The sequence below is a fragment of the Nonomuraea sp. MTCD27 genome (assembly GCF_041950495.1).
Taxonomy (GTDB): Bacteria; Actinomycetota; Actinomycetes; order Streptosporangiales; family Streptosporangiaceae; genus Nonomuraea.
The window spans coordinates 80299-104188 of sequence record NZ_JBGNUW010000001.1 but is presented as its reverse complement, the minus strand read 5'-3'; the positions used below and the strand labels follow the sequence as shown (position 1 = coordinate 104188).

Annotated in this window: 29 protein-coding genes; 14 read left to right on the top strand and 15 right to left on the bottom strand. The window is 72.9% G+C overall.

Annotated features, from left to right (window positions below; genetic code table 11):
• Positions 1-100: 100 nt before the first annotated feature.
• Positions 101-922: an SAM-dependent methyltransferase gene (locus ACBJ59_RS00520; RefSeq protein WP_375108177.1), complete on the bottom strand. Its 822-nt coding sequence runs from the start codon at positions 920-922 to the stop codon at positions 101-103.
• 99 nt (positions 923-1021) lie between these two features.
• Complete coding sequence (locus ACBJ59_RS00515; protein WP_375108176.1) at positions 1022-1528, bottom strand: AAA family ATPase; 507 nt, start codon at positions 1526-1528, stop codon at positions 1022-1024.
• A 57-nt stretch (positions 1529-1585) separates the two neighbouring features.
• On the opposite strand from ACBJ59_RS00515, the gene ACBJ59_RS00510 reads away from it, so the two are divergent.
• The 3 genes from ACBJ59_RS00510 to ACBJ59_RS00500 all read left to right on the top strand — a co-directional run bounded on the left by ACBJ59_RS00510 (position 1586) and on the right by ACBJ59_RS00500 (position 3065).
• Positions 1586-2155 carry a TetR/AcrR family transcriptional regulator gene (locus ACBJ59_RS00510; protein ID WP_375108175.1) on the top strand — a complete coding sequence of 190 codons (570 nt, stop codon included), beginning with the start codon at positions 1586-1588 and terminating at the stop codon, positions 2153-2155.
• 1 nt (position 2156) lies between these two features.
• Positions 2157-2546, top strand: a complete 390-nt coding sequence (locus ACBJ59_RS00505) for a tautomerase family protein (RefSeq protein WP_375108174.1) — start codon at positions 2157-2159, stop codon at positions 2544-2546.
• Between the two features lie 75 nt (positions 2547-2621).
• The gene (locus ACBJ59_RS00500; RefSeq protein WP_375108173.1) at positions 2622-3065 is read left to right on the top strand and encodes a hypothetical protein; all 444 of its coding nucleotides are present in this window, start codon (positions 2622-2624) and stop codon (positions 3063-3065) included.
• Here the strand turns inward: ACBJ59_RS00500 and ACBJ59_RS00495 are convergent.
• Genes ACBJ59_RS00495 through ACBJ59_RS00470 form a run of 6 tightly spaced genes read right to left on the bottom strand, consistent with a single transcriptional unit; the run spans position 3043 to position 7283 of the window.
• Positions 3043-4965, bottom strand: coding sequence for a S9 family peptidase (locus tag ACBJ59_RS00495; RefSeq protein ID WP_375108172.1), 1923 nt, complete (start codon positions 4963-4965; stop codon positions 3043-3045). The genes ACBJ59_RS00500 and ACBJ59_RS00495 overlap by 23 nt on opposite strands.
• Positions 4962-5465 (bottom strand): hemerythrin domain-containing protein, encoded by a 504-nt coding sequence (locus ACBJ59_RS00490; protein ID WP_375108171.1) that lies wholly within the window; start codon positions 5463-5465, stop codon positions 4962-4964. Before ACBJ59_RS00490 ends, ACBJ59_RS00495 begins: the two co-directional genes overlap by 4 nt.
• On the bottom strand, positions 5462-6019 hold the full coding sequence (locus ACBJ59_RS00485; protein WP_375108170.1) for a hypothetical protein: 558 nt from the start codon (positions 6017-6019) through the stop codon (positions 5462-5464). The genes ACBJ59_RS00490 and ACBJ59_RS00485 overlap by 4 nt, the downstream gene beginning before the upstream one ends.
• Entirely contained in the window at positions 6016-6462 is a 447-nt protein-coding gene (locus tag ACBJ59_RS00480; protein WP_375108169.1) for a DUF6010 family protein, read from the bottom strand. Before ACBJ59_RS00480 ends, ACBJ59_RS00485 begins: the two co-directional genes overlap by 4 nt.
• Before the next feature lie 45 nt (positions 6463-6507).
• A complete protein-coding gene (locus tag ACBJ59_RS00475; RefSeq protein ID WP_375108168.1) occupies positions 6508-6807 on the bottom strand; it encodes a hypothetical protein in 300 nt (99 codons plus the stop codon).
• Between the two features lie 2 nt (positions 6808-6809).
• Positions 6810-7283, bottom strand: a complete 474-nt coding sequence (locus tag ACBJ59_RS00470) for a hypothetical protein (RefSeq protein ID WP_375108167.1) — start codon at positions 7281-7283, stop codon at positions 6810-6812.
• A 304-nt stretch (positions 7284-7587) separates the two neighbouring features.
• On the opposite strand from ACBJ59_RS00470, the gene ACBJ59_RS00465 reads away from it, so the two are divergent.
• Positions 7588-8562: a GlxA family transcriptional regulator gene (locus tag ACBJ59_RS00465; protein WP_375108166.1), complete on the top strand. Its 975-nt coding sequence runs from the start codon at positions 7588-7590 to the stop codon at positions 8560-8562.
• Positions 8563-8694: 132 nt separating this feature from the next.
• Here ACBJ59_RS00465 and ACBJ59_RS00460 read toward each other — a convergent pair whose 3' ends face one another.
• The 3 genes from ACBJ59_RS00460 to ACBJ59_RS00450 form a co-directional block, all read right to left on the bottom strand.
• Positions 8695-9276, bottom strand: coding sequence for a helix-turn-helix domain-containing protein (locus ACBJ59_RS00460; protein ID WP_375108165.1), 582 nt, complete (start codon positions 9274-9276; stop codon positions 8695-8697).
• 54 nt (positions 9277-9330) lie between these two features.
• Positions 9331-10392 (bottom strand): phosphate ABC transporter substrate-binding protein PstS, encoded by a 1062-nt coding sequence (pstS, locus tag ACBJ59_RS00455; RefSeq protein WP_375108164.1) that lies wholly within the window; start codon positions 10390-10392, stop codon positions 9331-9333.
• Positions 10393-10568: 176 nt separating this feature from the next.
• A complete protein-coding gene (locus ACBJ59_RS00450; RefSeq protein WP_375108163.1) occupies positions 10569-11210 on the bottom strand; it encodes a TetR/AcrR family transcriptional regulator in 642 nt (213 codons plus the stop codon).
• A 242-nt stretch (positions 11211-11452) separates the two neighbouring features.
• Here ACBJ59_RS00450 and ACBJ59_RS00445 point away from each other — a divergent pair, with 242 nt between their 5' ends.
• The 3 genes from ACBJ59_RS00445 to ACBJ59_RS00435 all read left to right on the top strand — a co-directional run bounded on the left by ACBJ59_RS00445 (position 11453) and on the right by ACBJ59_RS00435 (position 13497).
• Positions 11453-11899 carry a DUF2690 domain-containing protein gene (locus ACBJ59_RS00445; RefSeq protein ID WP_364121411.1) on the top strand — a complete coding sequence of 149 codons (447 nt, stop codon included), beginning with the start codon at positions 11453-11455 and terminating at the stop codon, positions 11897-11899.
• A 141-nt stretch (positions 11900-12040) separates the two neighbouring features.
• Positions 12041-12634 carry a TetR/AcrR family transcriptional regulator gene (locus ACBJ59_RS00440; RefSeq protein ID WP_375108162.1) on the top strand — a complete coding sequence of 198 codons (594 nt, stop codon included), beginning with the start codon at positions 12041-12043 and terminating at the stop codon, positions 12632-12634.
• A complete protein-coding gene (locus ACBJ59_RS00435) occupies positions 12631-13497 on the top strand; it encodes an alpha/beta fold hydrolase (RefSeq protein ID WP_375108161.1) in 867 nt (288 codons plus the stop codon). The genes ACBJ59_RS00440 and ACBJ59_RS00435 overlap by 4 nt, the downstream gene beginning before the upstream one ends.
• Before the next feature lie 95 nt (positions 13498-13592).
• Here ACBJ59_RS00435 and ACBJ59_RS00430 read toward each other — a convergent pair whose 3' ends face one another.
• On the bottom strand, positions 13593-14537 hold the full coding sequence (locus ACBJ59_RS00430; RefSeq protein ID WP_375108160.1) for a helix-turn-helix domain-containing protein: 945 nt from the start codon (positions 14535-14537) through the stop codon (positions 13593-13595).
• A 150-nt stretch (positions 14538-14687) separates the two neighbouring features.
• On the opposite strand from ACBJ59_RS00430, the gene ACBJ59_RS00425 reads away from it, so the two are divergent.
• The 6 genes from ACBJ59_RS00425 to ACBJ59_RS00400 are packed head-to-tail and all read left to right on the top strand — an operon-like array spanning position 14688 to position 20009.
• Positions 14688-15176, top strand: a complete 489-nt coding sequence (locus tag ACBJ59_RS00425) for a (2Fe-2S)-binding protein (protein ID WP_375108159.1) — start codon at positions 14688-14690, stop codon at positions 15174-15176.
• 4 nt (positions 15177-15180) lie between these two features.
• The gene (locus ACBJ59_RS00420; RefSeq protein ID WP_375108158.1) at positions 15181-16182 is read left to right on the top strand and encodes an FAD binding domain-containing protein; all 1002 of its coding nucleotides are present in this window, start codon (positions 15181-15183) and stop codon (positions 16180-16182) included.
• Positions 16179-18389 carry a xanthine dehydrogenase family protein molybdopterin-binding subunit gene (locus ACBJ59_RS00415; RefSeq protein WP_375108157.1) on the top strand — a complete coding sequence of 737 codons (2211 nt, stop codon included), beginning with the start codon at positions 16179-16181 and terminating at the stop codon, positions 18387-18389. The genes ACBJ59_RS00420 and ACBJ59_RS00415 overlap by 4 nt, the downstream gene beginning before the upstream one ends.
• Entirely contained in the window at positions 18379-19488 is a 1110-nt protein-coding gene (locus ACBJ59_RS00410; protein WP_375108156.1) for a hypothetical protein, read from the top strand. The genes ACBJ59_RS00415 and ACBJ59_RS00410 overlap by 11 nt, the downstream gene beginning before the upstream one ends.
• Positions 19489-19524: 36 nt before the next feature.
• The gene (locus tag ACBJ59_RS00405; protein WP_375108155.1) at positions 19525-19761 is read left to right on the top strand and encodes an alcohol dehydrogenase catalytic domain-containing protein; all 237 of its coding nucleotides are present in this window, start codon (positions 19525-19527) and stop codon (positions 19759-19761) included.
• Positions 19746-20009 carry a hypothetical protein gene (locus tag ACBJ59_RS00400; protein WP_375108154.1) on the top strand — a complete coding sequence of 88 codons (264 nt, stop codon included), beginning with the start codon at positions 19746-19748 and terminating at the stop codon, positions 20007-20009. The genes ACBJ59_RS00405 and ACBJ59_RS00400 overlap by 16 nt, the downstream gene beginning before the upstream one ends.
• On the opposite strand, the gene ACBJ59_RS00395 is transcribed toward ACBJ59_RS00400, so the two are convergent.
• The 3 genes from ACBJ59_RS00395 to ACBJ59_RS00385 form a co-directional block, all read right to left on the bottom strand.
• The gene (locus tag ACBJ59_RS00395) at positions 19996-21045 is read right to left on the bottom strand and encodes a methyltransferase (RefSeq protein ID WP_375108153.1); all 1050 of its coding nucleotides are present in this window, start codon (positions 21043-21045) and stop codon (positions 19996-19998) included. The genes ACBJ59_RS00400 and ACBJ59_RS00395 overlap by 14 nt on opposite strands.
• A 36-nt stretch (positions 21046-21081) precedes the next feature.
• Positions 21082-22218 carry an FAD-dependent oxidoreductase gene (locus ACBJ59_RS00390; protein WP_375108152.1) on the bottom strand — a complete coding sequence of 379 codons (1137 nt, stop codon included), beginning with the start codon at positions 22216-22218 and terminating at the stop codon, positions 21082-21084.
• A 107-nt stretch (positions 22219-22325) separates the two neighbouring features.
• The gene (locus ACBJ59_RS00385) at positions 22326-23330 is read right to left on the bottom strand and encodes a helix-turn-helix transcriptional regulator (protein WP_375108151.1); all 1005 of its coding nucleotides are present in this window, start codon (positions 23328-23330) and stop codon (positions 22326-22328) included.
• A gap of 112 nt (positions 23331-23442) precedes the next feature.
• Here ACBJ59_RS00385 and ACBJ59_RS00380 point away from each other — a divergent pair, with 112 nt between their 5' ends.
• Positions 23443-23865 (top strand): VOC family protein, encoded by a 423-nt coding sequence (locus tag ACBJ59_RS00380; protein WP_375108150.1) that lies wholly within the window; start codon positions 23443-23445, stop codon positions 23863-23865.
• The last annotated feature ends 25 nt before the right edge of the window (positions 23866-23890 follow it).

Sequence of the window (23890 nt, the reverse complement as noted above, 5' to 3'; positions counted from 1 at the left end):
CGGGGGTCACGTACGTCACAGTGGCCACCCCTCGCCGGGGAGGCGTCCATCAGCGTGGGGGACCTGGACGACGATCCCTGCCTGCGTCCTGACGCGATCGTCAGGGGCGGACGCGGGCGACGCCTCCCAGCACTCCGCCCTTGGCCAGGCCCGGCGGCATGTACGGGTCGTCGTTGCGCCAGTCCTGGACGGGCACGATCCCGGGCTCCAGCAGCTCCAGCCCGTCGAAATAGCCTCGTACGGTCTCGCGGTCGCGCCAGGCGATGGACCCGGAGGCGGAGCGCCGGTAGACGCCCTGGGCCTCGGCCATCTTGTCGGCCTCGCCGGCCTCCGGCTCGATGTAGCTGTGCGAGATCACCAGGTGGCCACCGGGCACCAGGGCGTCGCGCAGGGTGGAGACGATCGCGGCCACCTCGTCGTCGTCCTGGAAGAAGTGGAAGACGGCGGCCACGACGATCGCGACCGGGCGGCTGAAGTCGAGGTGGGCCGCCGCGGCCTTCAGGATGTCCGCGGGCCGGTGCAGGTCGCCGTCGAGCACGAAGGTGTCGGGGTTGTCGGCGAGCAGGGCCTGGGCGTGGGTCAGCACGATCGGGTCGTTGTCGACGTACACGACCTTCGAGCCGGGCGCGGCGCGCCGTACCACCTGGTGCACGTTGTCCTGCGTGGGCAGGCCCGTGCCGATGTCGAGGAACTGCCGCACTCCGGACTCGGCGATGTGCCGAACGGCGCGGACGAGGAAGCCCCGGTTGGCGCGGGCCATCTCGCGCACGTCGGCGCCGCTCTCGCGGGCGAGCCCGACGATCTGCTCGGCCGCCTCCCGATCCGAGTGGAAGTTGTCCTTCCCGCCCAGGTAATAGTCGTACATCCGCGCGACACTGGGGATCGTGGGGTCGATGCCCGGTGGAGCCTGCTCGTCCGCCATTGCCCTGCCTTCCTCGCCTGCACGGGATCATACGAGGAAACTCGGACTTCTTGTGATCTTCCACCGCACAATCCGCGCCGTTCACCGGATCGCCCGCGCTCAGGCGCGCACCCAGGCGAGCACCTGAGCCGCCATGCCCCGGCCCGACTCGAACCCCGACTCGAACACGGTCGGGATCAGCGTGCGCCCCTGGGCGGCGTCCGCCACCGCGTCGTCGATCCACTCCGGTGGCGCGCCGCGCTCCCGCAACCGGCGTACGCGCTCGTCGTCGGGGCAGTCGAGCAGCGCCCAGCGCACCGGCTCCTCCCACCGCGCCCCCGGCGCGACCTCGGCGGCGTCGGGGATCGGGCACAGCAGCAGCACGGGGTGCCCGGCCCGGCGCACCATGGTCACGATGCGCGACCACATCCGGTCGTAGGCCGGCCACACGGGCGCGGCCGCCGGCTCGGCGATGGGCACCCCGATCAGCTCGCCGTCCTCGAGCAGCTCGTCCATGTCCATCACGACCAGCCCGTCGGCGGCCCGGAGCAGGTGGGGGAGCAGGGTCGTCTTGCCCGCGCCGGGCGCGCCCGCGAGGAGGTGGAGAGGTGCGCGATGATCGTCCATCCGGCCGATCGTACCGGCCCGCACGCGTTGTACCTACTAGTATGTATGCTCGTCGTCATGGACACGAGGGAACGGCTCATCCAGAGCACCCGCGAGCTGCTGTGGGAGCGCGGCTACACGGGCACCAGCCCGAAGGCGATCCAGGAGCGGTCCGGTGCCGGCCAGGGCAGCATGTACCACCACTTCCACGGCAAGCCCGACCTGGCGCTGGCCGCGATCGGCCGCAGCGCCGAGGAGCTGAGGGACAGGGCGGAGGCCGCGTTCGCCGGCCCCGGCACCGTGGCCGAGCGGGTCGCGGCCTACCTGCGGCGGGAACGGGACGCGCTGAAGGGCTGCCCGGTCGGCCGCCTCACCCAGGACCACGCCGTGATGGCGGATCCGGACCTGCGCCGGCCGATCGAGGAGACCTTCGCCTGGCTCACCGACCGGCTGGCCGGGCTGCTGGCGCGGGGCCGCGCGAGCGGCGAGCTCGACGCCGGGCTCGACCCCGTGGCCACGGCCACCGCACTCGTCGCGGTGCTCCAGGGCGGCTACGTGCTGGCCCGCGCCGCCGGCTCGGCCGACGTGTACGCCCAGGCGGTCGAGGGCGCCCTCGGCCTGCTCACCCTCCGGAAGGAGAACGCCTGACATGCCCTTCGTCCGCATCGACGCGTTGACCGCCGACACCGACCGGCTCGACGCGCTCGGCCGTGCCGTGCACGACGCCCTCGTCGAGACCATCGGCATCCCGCCCGACGACCGCTTCCAGGTCCTGACCGGCCACGACGGCAGGACCAGCACGCTGCGCTACGACGGCTTCCCCGGCGTCCACCGCGACGACGGGCTCGTGTACGTCGCGATCACGCTGCGCTCCGGCCGCACGCCCGCGCAGAAGCAGTCGCTCTACCGGCGGATCGCCGAGCTCGCCCACGACTACGCGGGCACGGAGCCGCGCAACGTTTTCGTCACCCTGGCCGAGAACGAGTCCGCCGACTGGTCCTTCGGCCACGGGGTGGCGCAGTACATCGAGCCGTCCTGAGGCGGGGCGGCCGTCGCGGCGCGCACCCTGAGGTGTGTTCCGTGGAGCTCGTAGGTCCGTGCGTAGAATGCCCGGATGCAGACGCCGCTCAGGTACGCCGCCGCCGGCTCCGTGCTGGCCGCGCTCCTCGTCGGTGTCGGGCCCGCCCGGGCCGAGCCGCCCACCTGGCACGACCTGTTCCCCGGGCTGCCCCGCGACCTTCCCGCCCAGGCCGGAGGGCCCGTCGTCACCGACGGCCGCCACCTGCCCGGGACGGTGCCGCCCGGCGTGTACATGGCCCCGGCCGGCCACTGCCGTTTCACCTTCGAGCTGACCCGCGAGGCGCGGCAGGCCAACCGGATCACGCTGTCGGCGGACAGCTCCGGACCGGAGCCGCGCGGCCCGAAGCACATCATCGTCCACGAAGAGGGCGAGGACGGCATCATCGCCGCGTACGTCCTCTCCGGCGGCTGCGAGTGGAGGCGGGTCGGCAGCGTCGAGGACGCGCGGCGGTGGTTCAGCGAGTACGCCGGCTCCTGACGGGCCGTTCAGCGGTGCGGCCGTGACCCGGGGCCGGCTCGCCGAGCCACCGGTCGAACCACTCACGCGTACGCCGGAGCACGTCGAGCCGGTGACCGCGCTCCCTGAACGCGTGCCCCTCTCGCGGGTAGACCACGAACTCGTGCTCGACGCCGAAGCGAAGCAGCGCCCGGTGAAAGAACGTCGCCTGACCGAGGGGCACGTTCGTGTCGTTCTCTCCGTGCAGGATCAGCACCGGCGTACGGATCTTCGAGGCGTACGAGATCGGGCTGAGCTCGTCGTGGCGGTGCGGCCCCGGCCCCTCCCAGCCGACGCTGCCGCCCAGCCCCGCCTCCAGCGTGCCGAGCTCCCCGGTCGCCGCCTGCATTCCCCAGTCGCTGATCCCGGCGCCCATGATCGCGGCCCTGAACCGATCGGTCTGCCCCACCGCCCAGGCCGCCATGAAGCCGCCGTGGCTCCACCCGCCGATCCCGAGGCGATCCGGATCCGCGATCCCGGCGTCGATCAGCGTGTCGATCCCGCTGCTGATGTCGGACCATTCGTCCAGGCCGACCCGGCCCGCCACCGCCGCCGCGAACGCGTGGCCATGGCCCTCACCGCCCCGGGGATTGGGCAGGAAGACCGCGTACCCGGCGGTCGCGAGCCACTGCCCCGGGGGGAACGAGCCACCGCCGAACTCGTCGGCGTGCCGCGCGTACGGGCCGCCGTGCACCAGGGTGACGAGCGGGAAGGGGCCGTCCTGGCGGCTCCGGCCCGGCGGCAGGATCAGCAGCCCGTCGAGGCCGAGCCCGTCGCCGGCCCGGTAGGACAGGCGTTCCTGCGTTCCCCACCTGATCCGGCGCAGCTCCGGCGTGGTGTCGCCGAGCCGGATCAGCGGGCCGGCGGGCGGCCCGGAGTGGACGCTGCGCGGAGCGTGGGCGGTGCTCGCCACCACCGCGATCGCCGCACCCGAGCGGCTCGCGGTGAGCGAGTCGAGCCGGCCGGCACGGGTGGACACGCGCTCGAAGCGCCGCGAACCGGGGTCCAGCCGGTATACGGCGGTGTCGAGGCCGTCGGCGAACAGCGCCAGCGCCGAGCCGGACGCGGTCTGCGCCAGCTCGGCGGGGCAGACGGTCATGTCCGAGGTCAGGTTGCGATGCTCACCCGCCGGGCCGGACACCGCGACGTCGAACACGGCACAGCCGCCGACCGGACCGGGCGGGGTCACCGCCAGATAGGCCACGTGCCAGCCGTCCCGCGCCAGCCACCAGCACAGGGAACGGGCCTCGAGCTCGACCCCGCCGAGATCGCGGACCGTCCCGGTCCCGGGATCCACCACGTGGAGCTCGGCGGTGTACGTGCCGGGATCGACCTCCGGGCAGGCCCAGCTGATCACCGCCAGCGGGCCGCCGTCCGGTCGCTGGACCGCCTCGACGACGTGCCGGTCGCCGAGCCCGTCCACCGCCCGCAGCTCGCGCGTGCCGAGATCGAGCAGGCGCAACCGGTCGTTGCGCCCGCTCTTCCCCCACACCAGCGCGTCGCCACACCCGTCCGCGTCGTCGGGCTCGTCCGTGGCGATCACGGCGACCGTCCGGCCGTCGGCGAGCGGCTCGTGGCCGGAGATCCTGCCCCGCCAGGTGGTCAGGGGTTCGGGTGCGCCGCCGTCGAGGCGTAGCCGGTGCAGTTGCCCGTCCGACCGGAAGAAGATCGACATCGAGTCCGGCGCCCACCTCGGAGGCCCCTCGCACCCCGTGCCGCAGGGCAGCCGCGCGGGAGGCGAGCCTGCCGACGCCACCCACAGCTCGCCGGCCGGGGGCGCCACGTACGCGACCCGGGAGCCGTCCGGGGAGATCACCGGGGACCGGGGCAGGGCGGCGTCGACGAGCAGCTCGGCGGTGAGCCGCGGTGTGCGGTCGGTCACGCCGGGGACCGGTCCGTTCGCAGGAAGTCGGGGGCCGCGCCGTTCCAGGCGGGGGCGTTCAGCGTGTTGAGGGCCGTGACGATCTTCCGCTCCTCGTAGGTGAAGTGTGACTCCAGCAGCGCGGCCAGGCCGTCCAGCTCGGCTCGTACGTCCCGGGGCCGTGCCGCCGCGTCCGTGTCCAGGGTGTCGAGCAGCTCCTGCAGCTTGCGGAGGAGCTCGCTGACCTGGTGGTGGTCGCGGGTCAGCTCCTCCAGCACGGGGCGCAGCTCGGGGAACTGCTCGGCGAGGGTGGGAAACGCGGCGGCGTCCTCGCCCGTGTGGTGGCGCTCCAGGGCGGAGCAGAAGGCCAGGCAGTGAGCACGGAGGTCGCGGGGGCGTCCGGCGTGCCCCGCCAGGTGGGCGTCGATGCCCTCGCGGAGCCCGGCCAGCTCGTCGCGGAGCCAGGAGTGCACGCTGATCAGCTGATCGCCGAAGGCCTTGAGCCGGTGGTCGGGGGTCACGCGTGTCCCACGCGCCAGACGACGTCGTCGAGGAAGCTCTCGATGGCCGTGGTCACCCGCCCGAGCGCCTCGGTGCTCTCGTGCAGGGGGCCCGGCAGCATCAGGCCGTGGTCACCGCCGCCGATCTCCAGCACGTACGGCGTGAGCTCCCGCGCCACCGCCCCGTCCCAGGAGGGGTCCGCCGTGCCGCCGATCAGCAGGAACGGTGCCGTGGCCCGGCGCAGCGCGTCCAGGCAGGCGGGCCGGGTGATCAGCGGCGTCAGCCACACCGCCGGCAGGCCGCGATCCGCCGCCACGGCCGCGCCGAACGAGCCGAGCGACTTGCCGATCAGCAGCGGCCCGGGCAGCGGCTCCACGACGGGTTTGACCTGCCCATGGACCCAGGACGGCCACTCCTCCAGGGGGTGGTCCTCCGGCGCGGCCCAGCGGATCAGCTCGAGGCGGGCACCACGACGGGCGGCCGCCTGGCCCGCGTAGAAGAGCATGCCCACCTGCGGTCCGTAGTTCCGGCCGGGGATCACGACGGCGTGCCGGTCCTGCCGTGCTTGACTCATGAGCGAACGCTATCGGCCTCCTGCACCGGCTCTCCAGCCCCGGACCGGCGGGACAGGCGGGCGCGGATCCAGCCGGTGATCGACGGCCCGCCCGCGAAGCACCACAGCGCGATCACCGGGTCGCAGATCGCGCAGCCGAAGGAGGAGTGCTCGGCGAAGGGGAGGATGGGGCTGCCCTTCAGGTGGTGCACCACGTCCCAGGCGGTGTGCAGCAGCCAGCCGATGCCGATGAAGGTCCAGCTCTCCAGCCCCCGGTACGCCACGTAACTCATGACGACCGGCAGGACGAGCTCCCAGTAGCCGAGCCCGCCCCCGCTGAGATAGGCGGCGCCCGCGCCGCCCACCACGACGGCGTTGAGGTGGCGCCGGTGCGGCTCGGGGACCAGGGACATGCAGCAGACGGCGACGAGGCCGATCACGATCGGCAGGATGAAGGACAGCATGGGGAGCGACATTCCGTTCTGCGAACAGGGGTGATGGGGGCGTCGTCAGCGGGGGCGGACCTGCTCGGCTCGCTCCGCCGTCGCGGCCGGCCGCCGCACGGCCAGGCGCCGCACGGCCAGCAGCCCGCCGATTCCCGGCAGCAGCGCCAGGCCGGTCGTGGCCAGGCTGCGCCGCGGGTGGCGGGCGGCGGCGATGACGGTGAACAGGTACGCGCAGCCGTGGAGGGGGCCCATGAGGGAGGAGACGGCGGGCAGGTGCGCGGTGGCGAGGTTGCCCAGCAGGACGACGAGCGAGCCGAGCTCGACCGCGGCGGCGATGCGCAGAGGTTGTCCGGTACGGCTCACGCTCACACCCCCGTCGTGGAGCCGGGGCGGACGATCATCAGGACCGTCACGATGGCCCAGAGCAGGTTGAAGACGCCGGTGAGCATGCCCAGGCGGGCCGTGGCGGCCCGTACCGTCGAGGTGCCGGTGCCGGTGTGGTCCAGGTCGGTGAGGAGGCGCTCCTGGCCGGGGAGGACGAGCAGCGCGAGGACGCCGGCCGCCGCGGCGGTGAGCACGATCGAGGTGATCAGCCACGCGTCGGTGAGGACCCCGAGACTGCCGGCGGTGGCGAAGCCGAAGACCGGCACGGCCAGCCCGACGACGGAGTAGACGCGGCAGATGCGGTGCAGCAGCCGCACGGAGGCGAGCGCGGGCGAGCCCGGCCCCGCCTCCCGGGCGCGGCGCATCGCCGCCGGGAACATGCCGGCCGCCACGGTCACCGGACCGATGGCGACGATGGCGGCCAGGACGTGTACGGAGAGGAAGAGCTTCGTCATCGGCCGGCCCCGGCCCCCCGCTGCCCGGTCACCTTGGTGGCGTTCAGGACCTCGTACGGCGCGACGACCTCCATCGGGTCGGAACCATCGAACAGGACCACTTGAGCACGCATACGTGCAGCTCCAATTTCCGGGTGGCGGAATCGTGCGGAGCAAGGCTAGAACGGCCGTCCATCGGCGCCCCATGGGCTGAATCGACAATTTCCAACGGGTTCCCGCCACCCGGCACGGTCTGGGAAAGCCGGCCAGGCAACTGGCTGACCTGCTCTTTCGTGGATGGCGAGTTCTCGCCTACCGTGTCCCCATGCACACGGTGGCGGTCCTGGCTCTGGACCATGTGGTGGCGGCCGACATGGCGACCCCGATCGAGGCGTTCGGGCGTGCCCGGCTGGCCGACGGGCGCCGCCCGTACCGCGTCCTGGTCTGCGCGGCCACGCCGCAGGTGGTCACCGACACCTTCACGATCATCGCCCCGCACGGCCTGGAGGCGCTCCGGGAGGCTGACACGATCATGGTGCCGGGCTGCTCCGAGCAGGGCTCGCCGCCCGGGCCCGAGGTGCTCGACGCCCTGCGCGCCGCGGCGGCCACCGGCACCCGGATCGCCTCCATCTGCGCGGGAGCGTTCACCCTGGCGGAGGCCGGGCTGCTGGACGGGCTGAGCGCGACCACGCACTGGGTGGCCGCCCACCGGCTGGCCGAGCGGTTCCCGCTGGTGGACGTGCGGCCCGACGTGCTCTACGTCGACAACGGGCAGATCCTGACCTCCGCCGGGGCCGCCGCCGGCCTGGACCTGTGCCTGCACATCATCCGGCGGGACCTCGGCTCGGCGGTGGCCGCCGACTCGGCCCGGCTGTCGGTGATGCCCCTGGAGCGGGAGGGCGGGCAGGCGCAGTTCATCGTGCACGCCCAGCCGCCCGTGCCGCAGGGGTCGCTGCTGGAGCCGGTGCTCTCCTGGATCGAGGACAACCTCGCCCAGGAGGTCACCCTCGCGGACATGGCCGGGCGCGGCGGGCTCAGCGAGCGTACGTTCAGCCGGCGGTTCCGGGAGCACACCGGCACCACGCCGCTGCAGTGGCTGCTGCGGGCCCGCGTACGCCGGGCGCAGTTCCTGCTGGAGACCACCGACCACGGCGTCGAGCGCATCGCGGCGCAGGCCGGGTTCGGCTCGGCGACCGCCTTCCGCGAGCGGTTCAAGCGCGTCGTCGGCGTCACCCCGCAGTCCTACCGCGCCTCCTTCCGCGCCGCGCCGGATCCGGACGGCAGGGTGGGCCGCGCTTGACCGTTGCTGTCGTTCGGGGCGATGGCGGCCGCGGCCCTGGTGGCGCGGGTTCTCGCCCTGCCGTTCGTCGCCCGGGTGCGGCCCTGGGGAGGCGGTCAACCGGTCCCCGCCCGGCGGCGCCGGACGGCGGCGTCAGGGCGCCGGGACCTCGTCCAGGTGGATGCGCCCCCCGCTGTGGTCCAGGATGGTGAGGAGCTCCACGGGACCCTCGTGGGCGCCGATCGAATGCGGCGTCATGGTCGAGAACTCCGCCGCGTCGCCCGCCTCGACCAGGATCGTGCGCTCGCCCAGGTGCAGCCGGGCGGTCCCGGACAGCACGGTGAACCACTCGTGGCCGGGGTGCACCTTCAGATGCTCGGCGCCGGCGGGCCGGTCGGGGGTGATGCGCAGCTTCGCCACGGTCACCCCGTGGAGGGAGCGCTCGCGCGACAGGAGCCAGCTCGTCAGCCCGGGAGTGTGACAGGGCTGCGGCCGGATCACCACGTCCTGGTCGTCGGCGGACTCCACGAGCTGGTCGAGCGTGGTGTCCAGGGCCCGGGCGATGGGGACGAGCTGGTCGAGCGCGATCCTGCGGCGCCCGGTCTCGATGCGGCTCAGGTTGGACGGGCTGATGTGGCAGCGGGCCGCGAGCACGTCCAGCGACCAGCCCCGCGCCAGCCGCAGGCCCCTGATGCGCTGCCTGATCACGCTGTCCAGGTCGAAGTCTTGCGTCATGGGCAAGAGTGTATGCCCCTCGGGCATGGGCCTGCGGGAGGCCTCTCGGGCCGGTCAACCGGTGACCCCGAGGCGGGCGCGTACCTTGGCGAGGAGGTCGTGCGGGAGCGGGGCGTAGCCGTACAGGGAGAGGTTGGACTGGCCGGCGTCGCCGGCGGTGTAGCGCAGGAAGGCCCGCACCAGCGGGTCGGTGTTCTGCGAGCAGGCGATCTCGTACGTGACCAGGACGATCGGGTAGGCGGCCCGGACCTTGGTCCGGTAGTCGAAGCGCACCACCAGGTCGTCGTCCCTGCCGACGATCTTGGCGCCTTCCAGGGCCTTGGAGGCGCTCTGGGGCGAGAGCGCGACGAACTGGCCGGAGGCGTTGCGGACCCGGGCGGTCCGCAGGCGGGCCTCGCTGGCGAAGCCGTACTCCACGTATCCGATGGAGTCCACGGTGTGCTGGACGGCCTTGGTGACCCCGGTGGAGCCGGTGACGCTCTGCCCGGCGCCGTTCCACTTCCTGGACGGCTGGTGCGGCCAGTGGCCCGCCGCCTTGAGGTAACTGGTGAAGTTGTGGGTCGTGCCCGAGTCGTCGGCGCGGTGGAAGACCCGGATGTCGGTGCGCGGCAGGCGCCTGCCGGGGTTGTCGGCGACGATCTGCGGGGCGTCCCACCTGGTGATCCGCCCGCTGAAGATGCCGGTCATGGTGGTCGGTGAGAGCTTGAGATCCGGTACGGACGGCACGTTGTAGGCCAGCGCGATGGGCCCCACGACCATGGGCAGGTGTACGGCGCGGTTGCCGCAGCGCCGGTCGGCCCGCACCTGCTCGCAGGGCCGCATCGCGACGTCGGAACCGGCGAACGCGGTGGTGCCCGCGACGAAGTCACGGATCCCCGCCCCAGATCCGTTGTCCTGGTAGTGCACGCGCAGCCCGGGGTGGTCCCGGTGGAACTCGGCCCGCCAGGCGTCCATCGCGCCCTTCTGCGCGCTGGATCCGGAGGCGTAGATCGATTTCATGACGGGCGGGCTCTGCGGCACGTCCTCGCGGGTGAGTATCACGGCTCCGCTCAGACCGGCCGCGCAGGCGGCCAGGGTCAGAGCGACGATTCCCGCGATCCATGTCAGCTTTGCCATTCGACCGAGGCTATGAAGCGGTCGTGTCCGCCCGGTGAATCGACCGTCAAGCTCCCTGCCGGAAACGGTCATTTCCGCGTCAAGTGTCATATTTTCGGCAGATCGCACGCCTTCGTCCTGCCGGTGGCCGCGCTGAGTCTCGGCGCCGGGGGCGCACCGGTGGCTCGTGGCCGCCGTCAGGCGAGGTAGCCGTGCAGGAAGGCGCGGACGCCGGAGGTGACCATCTCGTCCACCTCCCGCTCGTCGGGAGCGGCTACGAGATAGGGCGGGGTGCCCGCGGCGATCAGCAGCATGAGGTGGAGGGCGGCCCGGTCGGGGTCGTCGGTGCGCAGCAGCCCCTGCTCCGCCCACCGCCGCAGGTGACCGGCGAGCTCGCGGCGGACCCGTAGCGGCCCGGTCTCCTGCCAGGCGTCGATGACGGCCTGGGGGACGTGCCCGGCCTCGGCGTTGATCTGGCGTACGAGGGCGAAGTGCTCCGCGTGCTCGGCGGTCATCGGCCGGGCGAAGTCGCGGCCGAACTCCACGAGGTCGGACTCCAGGTCGGTGATCTTGCGCAGGTGGCGGTCGATGACGGCGATCTGCGCCTCGGCGGCCCGCCCGGCGCTCTCCTGGATGACGGTGCGGAACAGCTCGGTCTTGTCGGTGAAGTGGTTGTAGATGGTACGGGTGGAGACCCCCGCGGTGGAGGCGATGGCGTCGATGCTGGCCCGGGTGTAGCCGTCACGGGCGAACACCGTGAGCGCCCCGGCGAGGATCGCCCGGCGCTTGTCGGCCAGCCCGCCGCGTGGCCGTGACGGCGTGCTGTTCGTCCTGGTCATAGCCCGGGTTCTCCGCATCTCTTACAACGAACGTTTTATCCATTACCATGCACGTTGTACTTTACCTCAGGTCCACGTCCTGCTCTGCGAGATTGTCCAACGGCGTCTCTGGACAATGTTCGGACGAATATCCGCCGATTCTTTCTTGTCGCCCGGGCGGAAGGCCGATTGCATTCCTGGCGGAGAGATCGGGCCCAGCCGGCACACGATCTGACCTTCCCTCGGAAAGGAGTCGGTTCGACATGAGGATCCGCGTAGCAGCGGTGGCGGTGTCCGTGACGGCGATCGCGTCGCTCGGGATGGCCGCGGGACCCGCGAGCGCCCACCCGTACGACGGAAAGGACCCGTACCGGAGCGGGTGTGCCAACAGCAAGGTGAACACCGGGAAGAAGGCCGCGCTGAAGAACGAGATCGGCGACGTCCTGGGCACGATCCGGCTGTACTACTCCCGCCGCTGCGGCACCAACTGGGGCGAGGTGACGGTTCCCAAGAGCGCTTCCGGGAGCATCACCGTGTTCACCAGCAGGACGAGCAGATCCTTCAGCTACCGCCCGGGGAACGGCGGGCACCACTGGGGCGACATGGTCTACGCCCCCAGCGGCGTCTGCGCCAAGGCTTCGGGGACCGTGACGGCCGGGATCGGCCGGGTCAACAGGGGCAGCGGCACCACGCCGAAGGCCTGCGACTAGCCCGGCGTTCCGGCGGACGGCCCGGCTCGTCATCGGCTGAGCCGGGCCGCCGCCTTCCCGGGCGAGGGTGCGTCCGCCGGAAATCCGTTTTGCAACCTAGGCCCTCTAGGCTATACCTAGAGAGCCTAGGAAGGACAGCGCATGGTGCGGGCGGGGCTGACGGTGGAGCGGGTGACGATCGCGGGCGCCGAGCTGGCGGACGAGGTCGGGTTCGAGCAGGTGACCATGTCGGAGGTGGCGCGGCGGCTGGGCGTGAAGGACGCGAGCCTCTACACCCACGTCCGTAACGTGGAGGACCTGCGCGGTCGGATCGCGCTGCTGGCCGCGGACGAGAAGACCGTCCGCATCGCCGAGGCGACCGCCGGCCGCGCGGGCAGGGACGCGCTGGTCGCGTTCGCGAACGCCTGGCGCGACTACGCCCGCGAGCATCCGGGCCGCTACACCGCGACGCAGACCCCGATCCAGATCGACCCGGAGCTGGTCGCGAAGGCGCCGGGACCGCGGCGCGCGATCGAGCTGACCTACAGCATGCTGCGCGCCTACGGGCTGGCCGAGCCCGACCTGACCGACGCGGTGCGCGTGCTGCGCAGCACGTTCCACGGGTTCGTCGCGCTGGAGGCGGCGGGCGGGTTCGCCCACGAGCGCTCGCCGCAGCAGACCTGGGTCCGTGCCCTCGACGCCCTGCACACCCTTCTGGAGCGTTGGCCCCCGTCCCGAGAAGGAGACCAGAAATGACCACCCCGACCGCCGGCAGCCTGCGCGTGAGCGGTGCCACCCTGCACTACGAGGTACGCGGCGAAGGGCCCCTGCTGCTGCTGATCCCCGGAGGGTCGGGCGGGGCGGCGTCCTTCGACGGCGTCGCCGGCGACCTGGCCGCCGACCACACGGTCGTGACCTACGACCCGCGCGGCATGTCCCGCAGCACGCTGGACGATCCGGAGGCCGAGCAGCACGTGGCCGAGCACGCCGACGACGCGTATCGGCTGCTGGAGCTGCTGTCGCCGGGCGAGCCCGCCCGCGTGTTCGGCGCCAGCTCGGGCGCGATCGTCTCCCTGCACCTGCTCGCCACCCACCCCGAGCGCCTCGAACGCGTCGTCGCGCACGAGCCGCCGGTGGTGGAGGTCCTGCCGGACGCCGACGAGCATCGTGCCCTCATCGCCCGCGTACGCGAGACGTTCCGCGCGGAGGGGCTCATGCCGGCGATGGCCGTGTTCGCGGCGGGGCTGAAGAAGGACGGGGACGGGGACGGCGGCGACGCCGACGCCGATGCCGACGCCGGGGCCGGGGCCGAGGTCAGGCTTCCGCCGCAGGCGGCGGCACGGGCCGAGCAGACGATGGCCAACCTGCCCTACTTCGTCGGGCGCATCGTCCCCGCGTTCATGTCCTACACCCCGGACGTCCACCGGCTGGAGCGGCTCTCGGACCGGCTGGTGCTGGCGTGCGGCCAGGACTCGGCCGGCGAGCTGCCCTACCGACCGGCGGCGTTCCTGGCCGAGCGCTTCGGCACGGAGCTCGTGCACTTCCCCGGCGGGCACACCGGCCTGACCACGCACCCCGCCGAGTTCGCCGAGCTCCTCCGGAAGGTCTTCCGCGCCTGACCGCGCCCCGCCACCGGGATCAACCTCCCACGACCTGCACATGGACGGCGGCCTGCCGGCGACCCGAGGGGCCCGGCGAGCGGGCCTGAGCGGGCTCAGCGGCCGCCGGCCGACCGGTCACGGGACGCGTCCGCGCCCCAGCTCGCCAGCAGGCGCAGCGCCTCCTCCGACGCCGAACCGGGCTCGGCGTGGTAGGTCGACACCGACTGCTCCTGATCGCCGGGAAGCGTGAAGTTCTCGTAGCGGAGCGTCAGCTCACCCGCCAGCGGGTGCCTGATCCGTACGCTGCCGTACGCCTTCCTCTTGACGTCGTGGGCCGCCCACAGCCTGCGGAAGTCCCCGCTCTTCCTGGACAACTCCCCGATCAGCGCCGCGAGCAGCGGATCGTCCGCGTGCAGCCCGGCGTCCAGCCGCAGGTTCCCCACCACGTCGGAAGCCTTGGCCTCCCAGTCGGCGAAGAGCCGCCGGGCCGCCGGGTCGAGGAAGGCGATCCTGGCCCAGTTCCGCTCCTGCGGGGCCCGCGCCGCCCAGTCGCCGAAGAGCGCCGAGGCAGTGCGGTTCCACGCCAGCACGTCGGGGCGGCGGCCCCACACGTACGCGGGCACGCCCTCCATCGCCGTCAGCAGGTCCAGCAACGCGGGCCGCACCCGCTGGCGCTGCGGCGCGGGCCGCCGCCTGCGCTCCTTCGGCTTGGCGAGGTGCACCAGGTGGGCGTGCTCGGCGTCGGAGAGCTTGAGCGCACCGGAGATCGCGTCCAGCACCTCGACCGAGACGTTGCGGGCGTTGCCCTGTTCGAGGCGGGTGTAATAGGCCACCGAGACCCCGGCGAGCTGGGCCAGCTCCTCCCGCCTCAGGCCCGGCATCCGGCGTGACCGGCCGTGCTCGGCCAGCCCCACGTCGCCCGGCTTCAGCCGGGCCCGGCGGGTGCGCAGGAACGCGCTCAGCTCGGCGCGCGGGTCCAGGTGCCGCTCATGCCCCGGTTCCGGGCCGGGGCCCGGCACCGCTGCCGGGTCGGTGCGGAGGCCGGGACGGGTAGCCATGCCTCCAGTATCACGCCAGGTGGGCAGGGTCGATACCGCCGGCCTGACCCTGCTGGTGGTAGGCACACGGGACGTACGCGGAGCGGGGGTCTGGGTAACGACGCACGGCCGGAGCAACCTGGATGGCCTACGAAGGGTTGCGGCATGTCGATGAATGACTTGACGGTGGAGCTCGCCTGCACGGTGAACGGCGAGCAGGTCCGGCTCAGGTTGGACCCGAGGGAATCGCTGCTCGACGTGCTGCGCGAGCGGCTCGCGTCGACCGGCTCGAAGAAGGGCTGCGACCAGGGCCATTGCGGCGCCTGTACGGTGCACGTGGACGGCCGGCGGGTGGTGTCCTGCCTGACGCCCGCGGTTCAGGTCGCCGGTCAGGCCGTCACCACCATCGAGGGCGTCGCGGGTGACGGCGGCGGCCTGCACCCGTTGCAGCAGGCATTCATCGACAACGACGCGTTGCAGTGCGGCTACTGCACGCCCGGCCAGATCATGTCCGGCATCGCCTGCATCGCCGAGGGCCACACCGGGACCGACGACGAGATCCGCGAATACCTCAGCGGCAACATCTGCCGGTGCGGCGCGTACGCGGGCATCGTCGCGGCGGTCCGGCAGACCGCGGACGCGACGCGGAACGGGGCCTGACGTCATGCGCGCCTTCACCTATCTCGCGCCGGAAACCGTGGACGCCGCCCTGGACGCGCTGCGCACCGCCCAGCCCGGCACCAGGATCCTGGCCGGCGGCACCACCCTGTACGACCTGATGAAGCTGGGCATCGAGGCACCGCCTGCGGTCATCGACGTGCACCGGCTCGCCGAGCTGAACACCATCGACGTCGGCGAGCGGGAGCTGGTCCTCGGGTCCGGCGCGCGCATGGCCGATGTGGCCGACCACCCGGCGATCAAGGCCGGCTACCCGTGCCTGTCGGAGTCGCTGTGGCGCGCCGCGTCGCAGCAGTTGCGCAACATGGCGACCGTCGGCGGGAACCTGTTGCAGCGCACCCGCTGTACCTACTTCCGCGGCGGTTCGGAATTCCCCTGCAACAAGCGCGAACCGGGCAGCGGCTGCGCCGCCATCGGCGGCCACGACCGTGGCCACGCCCTGCTCGGCGGCAGCGACTCGTGCATCGCCACCTACGCCGGCGACTTCGCCATCGCGCTGATCGCGTTCGACGCCGTCGTGGACGTTGCCGGACCTGACGGCGAACGCGGCGTGCCGATCGCCGAACTCCACGTCGAACCCGGCGACGACCCGGCCCGCGAACACGTGCTCGCCCCGGACGAACTCATCGTCCGCATCCGGGTGCCGGCGACTCCGGCCGGACGTGGATCCACGTACCTGAAGATTCGCGATCGCGAGTCCTACGCGTTCGCCCTCACCTCGGCCGCCGTCACCCTGACCCTCGACGGCGACGGCGTGGTCGGCGAGTGCCGGATCGCGCTCGGCGGTGTCGCCACCCGCCCGTGGCGGGCGACGGAGGCCGAACGGAGCCTGCTCGGTCAGCGGCTGACCCCGCGGACCGCCCGCCAGGCCGGAGAGGCCGCCTTCGCCGCGGCCCGCCCCGGCACCTCCAACGGATTCCGCGTCGAACTGGGCATTCGCACGGTCGCCGACGCGCTGCGCGCGGCAGGAGAGCGAGCCACCCGATGACCGTCACCGACACCCCCGCCACAGGTATGCCACCGCTGGACACCCGCCGCGTCGATGCCTACGAGAAGGTCACCGGCACGGCTCGTTACAGCGCGGACCGCGTACCGGAGGGCGTCGCGTACGCGGCGTTCGCCACCGCGCGGATCGGCAAGGGCCGCATCGTGGCGATCGACACCTCGGCCGCCGCGGCCGTGCCCGGCGTTTTGCTGGTGGAGACCACGTTCGGCCCGGACGAACTGCGCGACGTCGGCTTCGTCATGGCCGGCGGGCACGCGGTGCAGAGCCTGCAACCACTGCGCGGCGACCACGTCGCCTACCGAGGCCAGCCGATCGCCCTCATCGTCGCCGACAACCTGGTCGCCGCGACCGAGGCAGCGCGGCTGATCACGGCCGAGTACCGGCCGGAACCGTTCACGGTGAAGATCGACGCCGCGGGCGCCGACACCCTGCTGCAGGAGCGGGCGATCCCGCTGCCACCGCTGGCCGACATCAGCATCGGCGACGCGGACGCGGCGTTCGAGGCCAGCCCGGTGCGGATCACTGGCACCTACGAACACCCCGCGCAGCACGCGGTGCCGATGGAACCGCACGCGAGCGTCGTGCGCTGGGACGGCGACAGGCTCATCGTCGACGACAGCACGCAGAATGCGAACGCGGTGCGCTTCGGCCTGGCCACCCAGCTCGGCCTGGACCCGGCCGACGTCGAGGTCAGCTCGCCCTACATCGGCGGCGGGTTCGGCAACAAGAACTCCCTGTACGGGCACCTCGGGCCGATCGCCATCGCCTCCCGCCGGCTCGGCCGGCCGGTCAAGATGGTGCTGCCCCGGCCGCAGACCTTCCACCTCGGCAGCTTCCGCCCGAACTCGGTGCACACCGTACGGCTCGGCGCGGACGAGAACGGCAACCTGCTCGCCGCGATCCACGAGGTCGACCAGCAGACCTCGAGACACGACCTGTTCCCGTGCGAGGTCACCACGGTCTCCTCCCGGCTCTACGCGGTGCCCGCGTTCCGCGGCCGGCAGCGCCTGGTGCGGACCGATGTGCAGACCCCCGGTTTCATGCGCGCGCCGTGGGAGAGCCCGGCCATGTTCGCGTTCGAGTCCGCGATGGACGAGCTCGCCCACGCGACCGGCCGCGACCCGGTGGAACTGCGGCTGGCCAACGACGCCGCGGCCGACCCGGTCACCGGTCTGCCGTTCTCCGGCCGGCACCTGGCCGAGTGCCTGCGTCGCGGCGCGGCCCGGTTCGGCTGGGACCGGCGCGATCCGCGGCCAGGATCGATGATCGCCGAGGACGGTACGATCCTCGGCTGGGGCGTGGCGGCAGGCTGCTATCCGGGCGGCATGGTGCCCGCCGTCGCGCACATCACGGCAGCGCAGGACGGCACCGTCACCGTGGCCGTCGGCGGGCACGAGATGGGCCAGGGCATCCGCTCGGCCATCGCGCTGCTCGTCGCCCGCGACCTCGGCGTGCCGGTGAACAAGGTGATCGTGCAGGTCGGCGACACCCGCCTGGTGCCGCAGCATCTCACCGCGGGCTCCTGGGGCACCGCGACCGCGCTGCCCGCCGTGCGGGCCGCCATCGAGGAGCTGCGCAAAGCCCTGGATGTCACCGGCCCCGGCGGCGTGGACATCGCGGCCGCGGTCCGCGCCCAGGGCAGATCGGTGGTGACGGCCGAGGCCACCACGCTCGCGCCCGGCCAGACCCCGGAGATCCTCAAGCGGCTCGACGGCGGCTTCCTCGCCTACGCCGGCCCGGTCTACCCCGAGTTCGTCACCTTCAGCTGGATCGCGCACTTCGTCGAAGTGCGGATCGAACCCACCACGCGGCGCATCCGGGTGCCGCGGGTGGTCAGCGTCGCCGACTGCGGCCGGGTGGCCAGCCCGGTCACCGCGGCGAGCCAGGTGCGGGGCGCCGTGGTGTGGGGGATCAGCGCCGCACTGCGCGAGGAGAGCGACGTGGACGAGCGCTTCGGCGGGTTCCTCAACACCACGCTGGAGGAGTACCCGGTGCCGGTCAACGCCGACATCCACCGGATCGAGGTCGAGTTCATCGACGAACCCGACCTGCTGTTCAACCCCCTCGGCGTGAAGGGCGTCGGCGAGGTCGGCATGGTCGGGGTGGCCGCGGCGGTCGCCAACGCCGTGCACCACGCGACCGGCCGGCGCATGCACCGGCTGCCGATCCGGTTGGAAAATGTCCTCTGAGCAGCTGGCGGTGCCGACGGCCGCACCATCTGCCGGCGCCCTCGACAACCGCCCGTCGGTCAGCCGGCCGGACGCGCTCGGCCCGGCCGCGCTGGCCGCCGCCAGACGGCACCAGCCGCCGCGCGGCCTGATCGGCCTGGGCTTCGTCGTCCCCGTCACCGTGCTGCTGTCCGTCGGCGCGGGCGGTGCCCACCACTCGTTGATCCTGCTCGGGCCGATCATCACGTTCGCGCTGCCGGTCATGGCGATGATCGCGTTCTGGTGGGAGGACTGGCCCGGCACGCTGCTCCCGCGCCCCTGGTCCGGCCTGTACGACACCGCGATCGTCGCGGCCGGCGGCGTACTGCTGACCATGCTCGGCCAGCTCGTGGTCAACGGGCCCGACCTGGTCGGCGTGTTCGCGCCGGGCCCTGCCCACCCCGGCGCCTATCCGGCCACGGTGCAGCTGGCCGGCGGCATCTTCACGATCATGCTGCAACTGACCCTGGTCTGCGAACGCCGGCCACTCAGGGGCCTCGGCCGGGTCCCGGCCGGTCTCGCCGCCCTGGCGCTGTGCTGGCTGCTCGGCCTGATCGCCTGGGCGGTCGCGGTGCGCTCGCACGCGATTCCGGGGGAGGACTACGGTGCCTGGTGCACGTCGATCGGCCTGTGGCAGATGATCTTCTACACCGCCTTGCGCGGCTGGCCGTTCGCGCGGATCGGCCGTGAGTGGCTGCGGCTGCTGCTCGGCAACGCGGTCGTGATCGCCTGCGGGTGGGGCAGTTACCTGCTCGCCGACGGCCTCACCTGGCCTGGAACCCGGATCACCGCGGTCGCGGGTGCCGGAATCGGCGGCATCCTGCTGGTGTCCATGCTGTTCGAGGTCTGGCCGGCGATCCGGGTGACCAGGCTCGCGCCGGGTCGCGCCATCGCCGTGTCGGTCGCGGCACTCCTCACCGCGCTGCTGGTCTGGTCGCTGCCGATGCTCGCCCACACCCTCGGCGTGCCGCAGGAGCGCGAATGGAGCTGGACCACGCACGTCACGTTGAACGCGCTGAGCACCGTGGTGATCCTGCACGTCGCGGTGTGGCGACGGTGGCCGGTGCGGCGACCGTTGTAGAACGTTACAGAGACAACCCGAAACCGAGGTCCACTCATGTTCACGGCCATTGCCACCGCGGCCGATGCGCCGCTCACGGTCACCGAACGCGACGTGCCCGAACCCGGCCCGGGCGAGGTCCTGGTCGAGATCACCGCGTGCGGGGTCTGCTACACGGACCTGGACGTGCTCCAGGGTCACTGGCCCATCGCCCGCTTCCCGGTCGTGCCCGGCCACGAGATCACCGGCGTGGTGGCCGCCGCCGGTCCCGGCGTGTCGTGGCCGACTTCGTGACCCCGCTGCCGGAAGGGCTCGACCCGGTCGCCGCGGCCCCGCTGATGTGCGCAATGGCGCTCAACCGGTTGCACACCCTGATCAATCCGTCCGGCTCCCCGCATGACGCGCGGGACACCCTCGCGTTCTCGGTGGCGCACGGCATCCTGCCCGAGTTCACCCCGATCGGCCTGCGCGACGCCGACACGGCGCTCGACGCCATGGCCGAGGGGCACTCCGGCAGGCGGTCGGTCATCAGCTTCGGCTGACCAGGGGGACGCAGTCGAGGAGGAGGTGGCCGAGCGGGGTGCTGCGGACTCCGGCGAGGTGGAGCCCGGCCTCGGCGGTGATGGCGGCGTAGTCGTCGGCGGTGCGCTCGCGTCCGCCGTTGAGCACCAGCATGCGCAGGCTCATCTCGGCGAACATGGCCGCGTCGGCATCGCCCGGTGTGTCGATCACCACGACCCGTCCGTGCGGTCCGGCCGCCTCGGCGCACCGGCGCAGGATCAGTACGGCCTCGTCGTCGCCCCAGTCGTGCACCACCCGCCTGACCACGTACACGTCGCCCCCGGCGGGCAGCGGATCGAAGAAGCTCTGGCCGGCGAACTCGCACCGCGCCTCCAGGCCGCTCTCGGCCAGGTGCCGCCGGCCCCGCTCCACGGTGTCCGGCAGGTCCACGAGCGTGGCCCGCAGGTCCGGGTCGGCGCGCAGCAGGCCGGCGAGCAGGGCCCCGGTGCCGCCGCCGACGTCGACCACGTGCCGCACGCCGGACCAGTCGTACGCCTGCACCGCGTCGGCGACCTCGTCGGCCACGGAGGCCATCATCGCGTCGAAGGACGCGCCCATCTGCGGGTTCGTGGCGAGATAGCGCCAGATCGGGGCGCCGAAGACCGTCTCCCACGCCGGTTGCCCCGTGCGGACCGTGTGCAGCAGGCCGGTGAAGGCCAGGTCCATCTGCCCCCCGAAGCCGCCCAGGTCGAGCCGCTCCCGCATGCCGGACGGGTGGCCGGACGCCAGCAGCGCGGCGGGCCCGTTGACGGCGAACCTGCCCGGCTCCCGTTCGGTGAACACGCCCCGGCAGACCAGGAGCCGCAGCAGCCGGGCCAGCGCGTCGGCGTCGGTGCCGGACCGGCGGGCCAGCTCCTCGACGGGCACCGCGTCGCCGGCCATCAGATCGGTGAGCCCCAGCGAGGCCGCGACCCGCACCGCCATCGGCGTGACCAGGTCTGTCACGGGGGCCAGCACTTCCCAGGCCGCGTGCCAGGCCGACGACCGGCCGTCATGATCGTCTTCCGTCACGGTCACGTCACGACCCCCTCTGCACGCGGGACGGGCCCGAGCCTACCCCTGCGTCACCCGCCCCGGAAGATCGGAGAGGCGGTTGCTGAAGCGGGCCAGCATGGCGGTCTGCATCGTCTCGGGGAACAGCCGGGCGATCATCGGCGGGATGCGCCAGTTGGCGGGATTGCGCCTGGCCAGCCGGGAGACCAGGGAGATGCGCGGGTAGCGGGCCCTTTCGTAGGCGCGCAGCCGTACCGACGGGTCGCCGCCCTTGGCGAGCTCGCGCCCGAGCACCCACGCGTCCTCGAGCGTCTGGTTGGCGCCCTGCCCCAGGGTGGGCGGCATCGTGTGGGCGGCGTCGCCGGCCAGCGTGACGCGGCCCTCGCCCCAGACCTTGCGGACCCTGTTCCAGTGGTGGCCGAAGAACTCCAGGTCCTGCTTGGTGGCGGCGGCGAGCACCTCGGGAACGGGCGAGGCCCAGTGGCCGAACCGGCGCCTGAGCTCGGCCAGCGGCGCGGCCGGCCGCGGGTCGGCGGGTGACCAGCGTACGTCGAACCACCACTGCAGCAGGCCCTTCCCGGCCGGCATGAGCCCGCAGGCGCCCTCCCGGCCCGAGATCATGAGGTGCCGGGTCGTGTCGGTGATGTCGATCCCGATCGGGCTCAGCCCCTGCCACGTGCCGAACGTGGCCGGCCGGACGGTGCCGTCGCCCCACAGCTGCCGCCGTACGACCGAGTGGTGGCCGTCGGCCCCGATGAGCAGGTCTCCCGTGGCGGTCGACCCGTCGGCGAAGGCCGCGGTGACCCGGTCGCCGTCCTGGGTGACGTCCCGGCAGGCGACGCCGTAGCGGACGAGGTCGCCGGGCAGCCCGTCGGTCAGGCGATCCTGCAGGAGGCTTCGGGGGACGGCCTGGGTGGGGAAGCCGTACCGGTCGGCCGCGTGGGCGATGTCCATGGTGGTACGCAGCCGGCCGTCGGAGGCCAGCCCGTCGATCCGGTCGATCCGGGCCCCGGCGCCGGCCAGGCTCACGCCAAGATCCTCCAGCACGGCGTTGCCGTTGCTCCAGACGAGTAAGGCCTTGCCGCCCGTCCGGGGCGCCGGGGCCTGCTCGAAGACCCGCACCTGGTGACCGGCCGCCAGCAGCACGCGGGCCACGGCCAGGCCGCCGACGCCGGCGCCTATGACAAGGACGTCCATATTTCCTCCACTCCGGAGTATCTTCAAATCGAAGATACGCCTGGGGGTGGCCGGTCCCGGAAGTGGCTCACGGGCTCGCGGGCTCACGGGCTCACGGGCTCGCGGGCTCACGGGCGGCGGGGCGGGGCGGGCGCGCCGGTCGCGGCGGCGGAGTAACGGCGGGCCAGGAGCGCGAAGGCGTCCTTGAGCTCGGCCGGCCCGACGACCTCGATGTCGGCGTCGAACCTGCCGACGGCGGCGGCCAGGCCGGGCCAGGACCACGAGCCCAGGACCACCCGGCAGCGGTCCGGGCCGAGCGCCTCGACGACGCCGTCGCGGGTGTAGCCGGACACCATGTCGGCGGGCAGGTCGAGGATCACCTCGCCGCGGCAGGGCCAGTCGCCCGAGCCGTCGGAGCCGCGGAACCGGCCGCTCACGAAGCCGGCCACGTCACCTCCGGGCAGCTCGCGCGGGGTGAAGCGGGGCCCGGTGGGCGTGCGCGGGGTGATCCGATCGGCGCGGAAGGTGCGCCAGTCCTCGCGGTCGAGGTCCCAGGCGACGAGGTACCAGCGCCCGCCCCAGGTGACGAGGTGGTGCGGCTGCACCCGGCGCGGCGGGGCCTGCCCGCCGCCGTTGTCGGCTCCCGGCTGGGCGTAGTCGAAGCGCAGCACCTCGCGGGCGTGGACGGCGGCGCCGAGCGCGGTGAGCACGCCGCCGTCGACCGGCGGCTCCGGCCGGGTCGCGGGCGGCTCGACGGCGGTGACCCGGAGGGTGTCGATCCGGTGGCGCAGCCGCGCGGGCATGACCTGGCGGACGGTGTTCAGCGCGCGCGACGCGGCCTCCTCGATGCCGGCCCCTGACGTGGCCGCGATCTGGAGCGCGACGGCCAGGGCGACGGCCTGCTCGTCGTCGAACAGCAACGGGGGCAGCTCCGCGCCGGCCTCCAGCCGGTATCCGCCGTCGGGCCCCTTGAAGGTCATGATCGGATATCCGAGCTCGCGCAGGCGGTCGACGTCGCGGCGCACGGTGCGCGGGCTGATGTCCAGCCGCTCGGCCAGCAGCGCTCCCGGCCAGTCCCGGCGCGTCTGGAGCAGCGAGAGCAACGCCAGCAGCCGCGCTGAAGTTTTCGGCATGCCCTCCATGTTGCCGCAAGTAGCGGCCACACCCTGACCGCTACTCCTGCGACTGTTTGTCCCGCGCCGGACGACGGCGTGCACGACGAATGATCGAAGTCAGGAGCCAAGAATGTCCGTCAAGTCCGTCACCCACCTGAACTTCCGGGGCGACGCCCGCGCGGCGCTCGAGTTCTACCGGTCCGTGTTCGGCGGTCACCTCGCCGTCGTCACCTACAAGGACGCCGGGAACGTTGACGACCCCGCCGCGGCGGACCAGGTGATGTGGGGCCAGGTGGCCGCGGACAGCGGTTTCCACGTGATGGCGTACGACGTGCCCGCGGGGATGCCGTGGGACCAGGGTGAGAACGCGTTCTTCGTCTCCCTGCGCGGCGACACCGCGGAGGAGGTCACCGCGTACTGGGAGAAGCTCTCCGCCGGGGCGACCGTCGTGCGGGCGCTGGAGCCCGCGCAGTGGTCCCCGCTCTACGGGATGCTCAGGGACCGCTTCGGTGTCGTCTGGGTCGTGGACGTCGCGAGCGAATACAACGGCTGAGCGTCCGGCGTGGTGCGGGACGCCG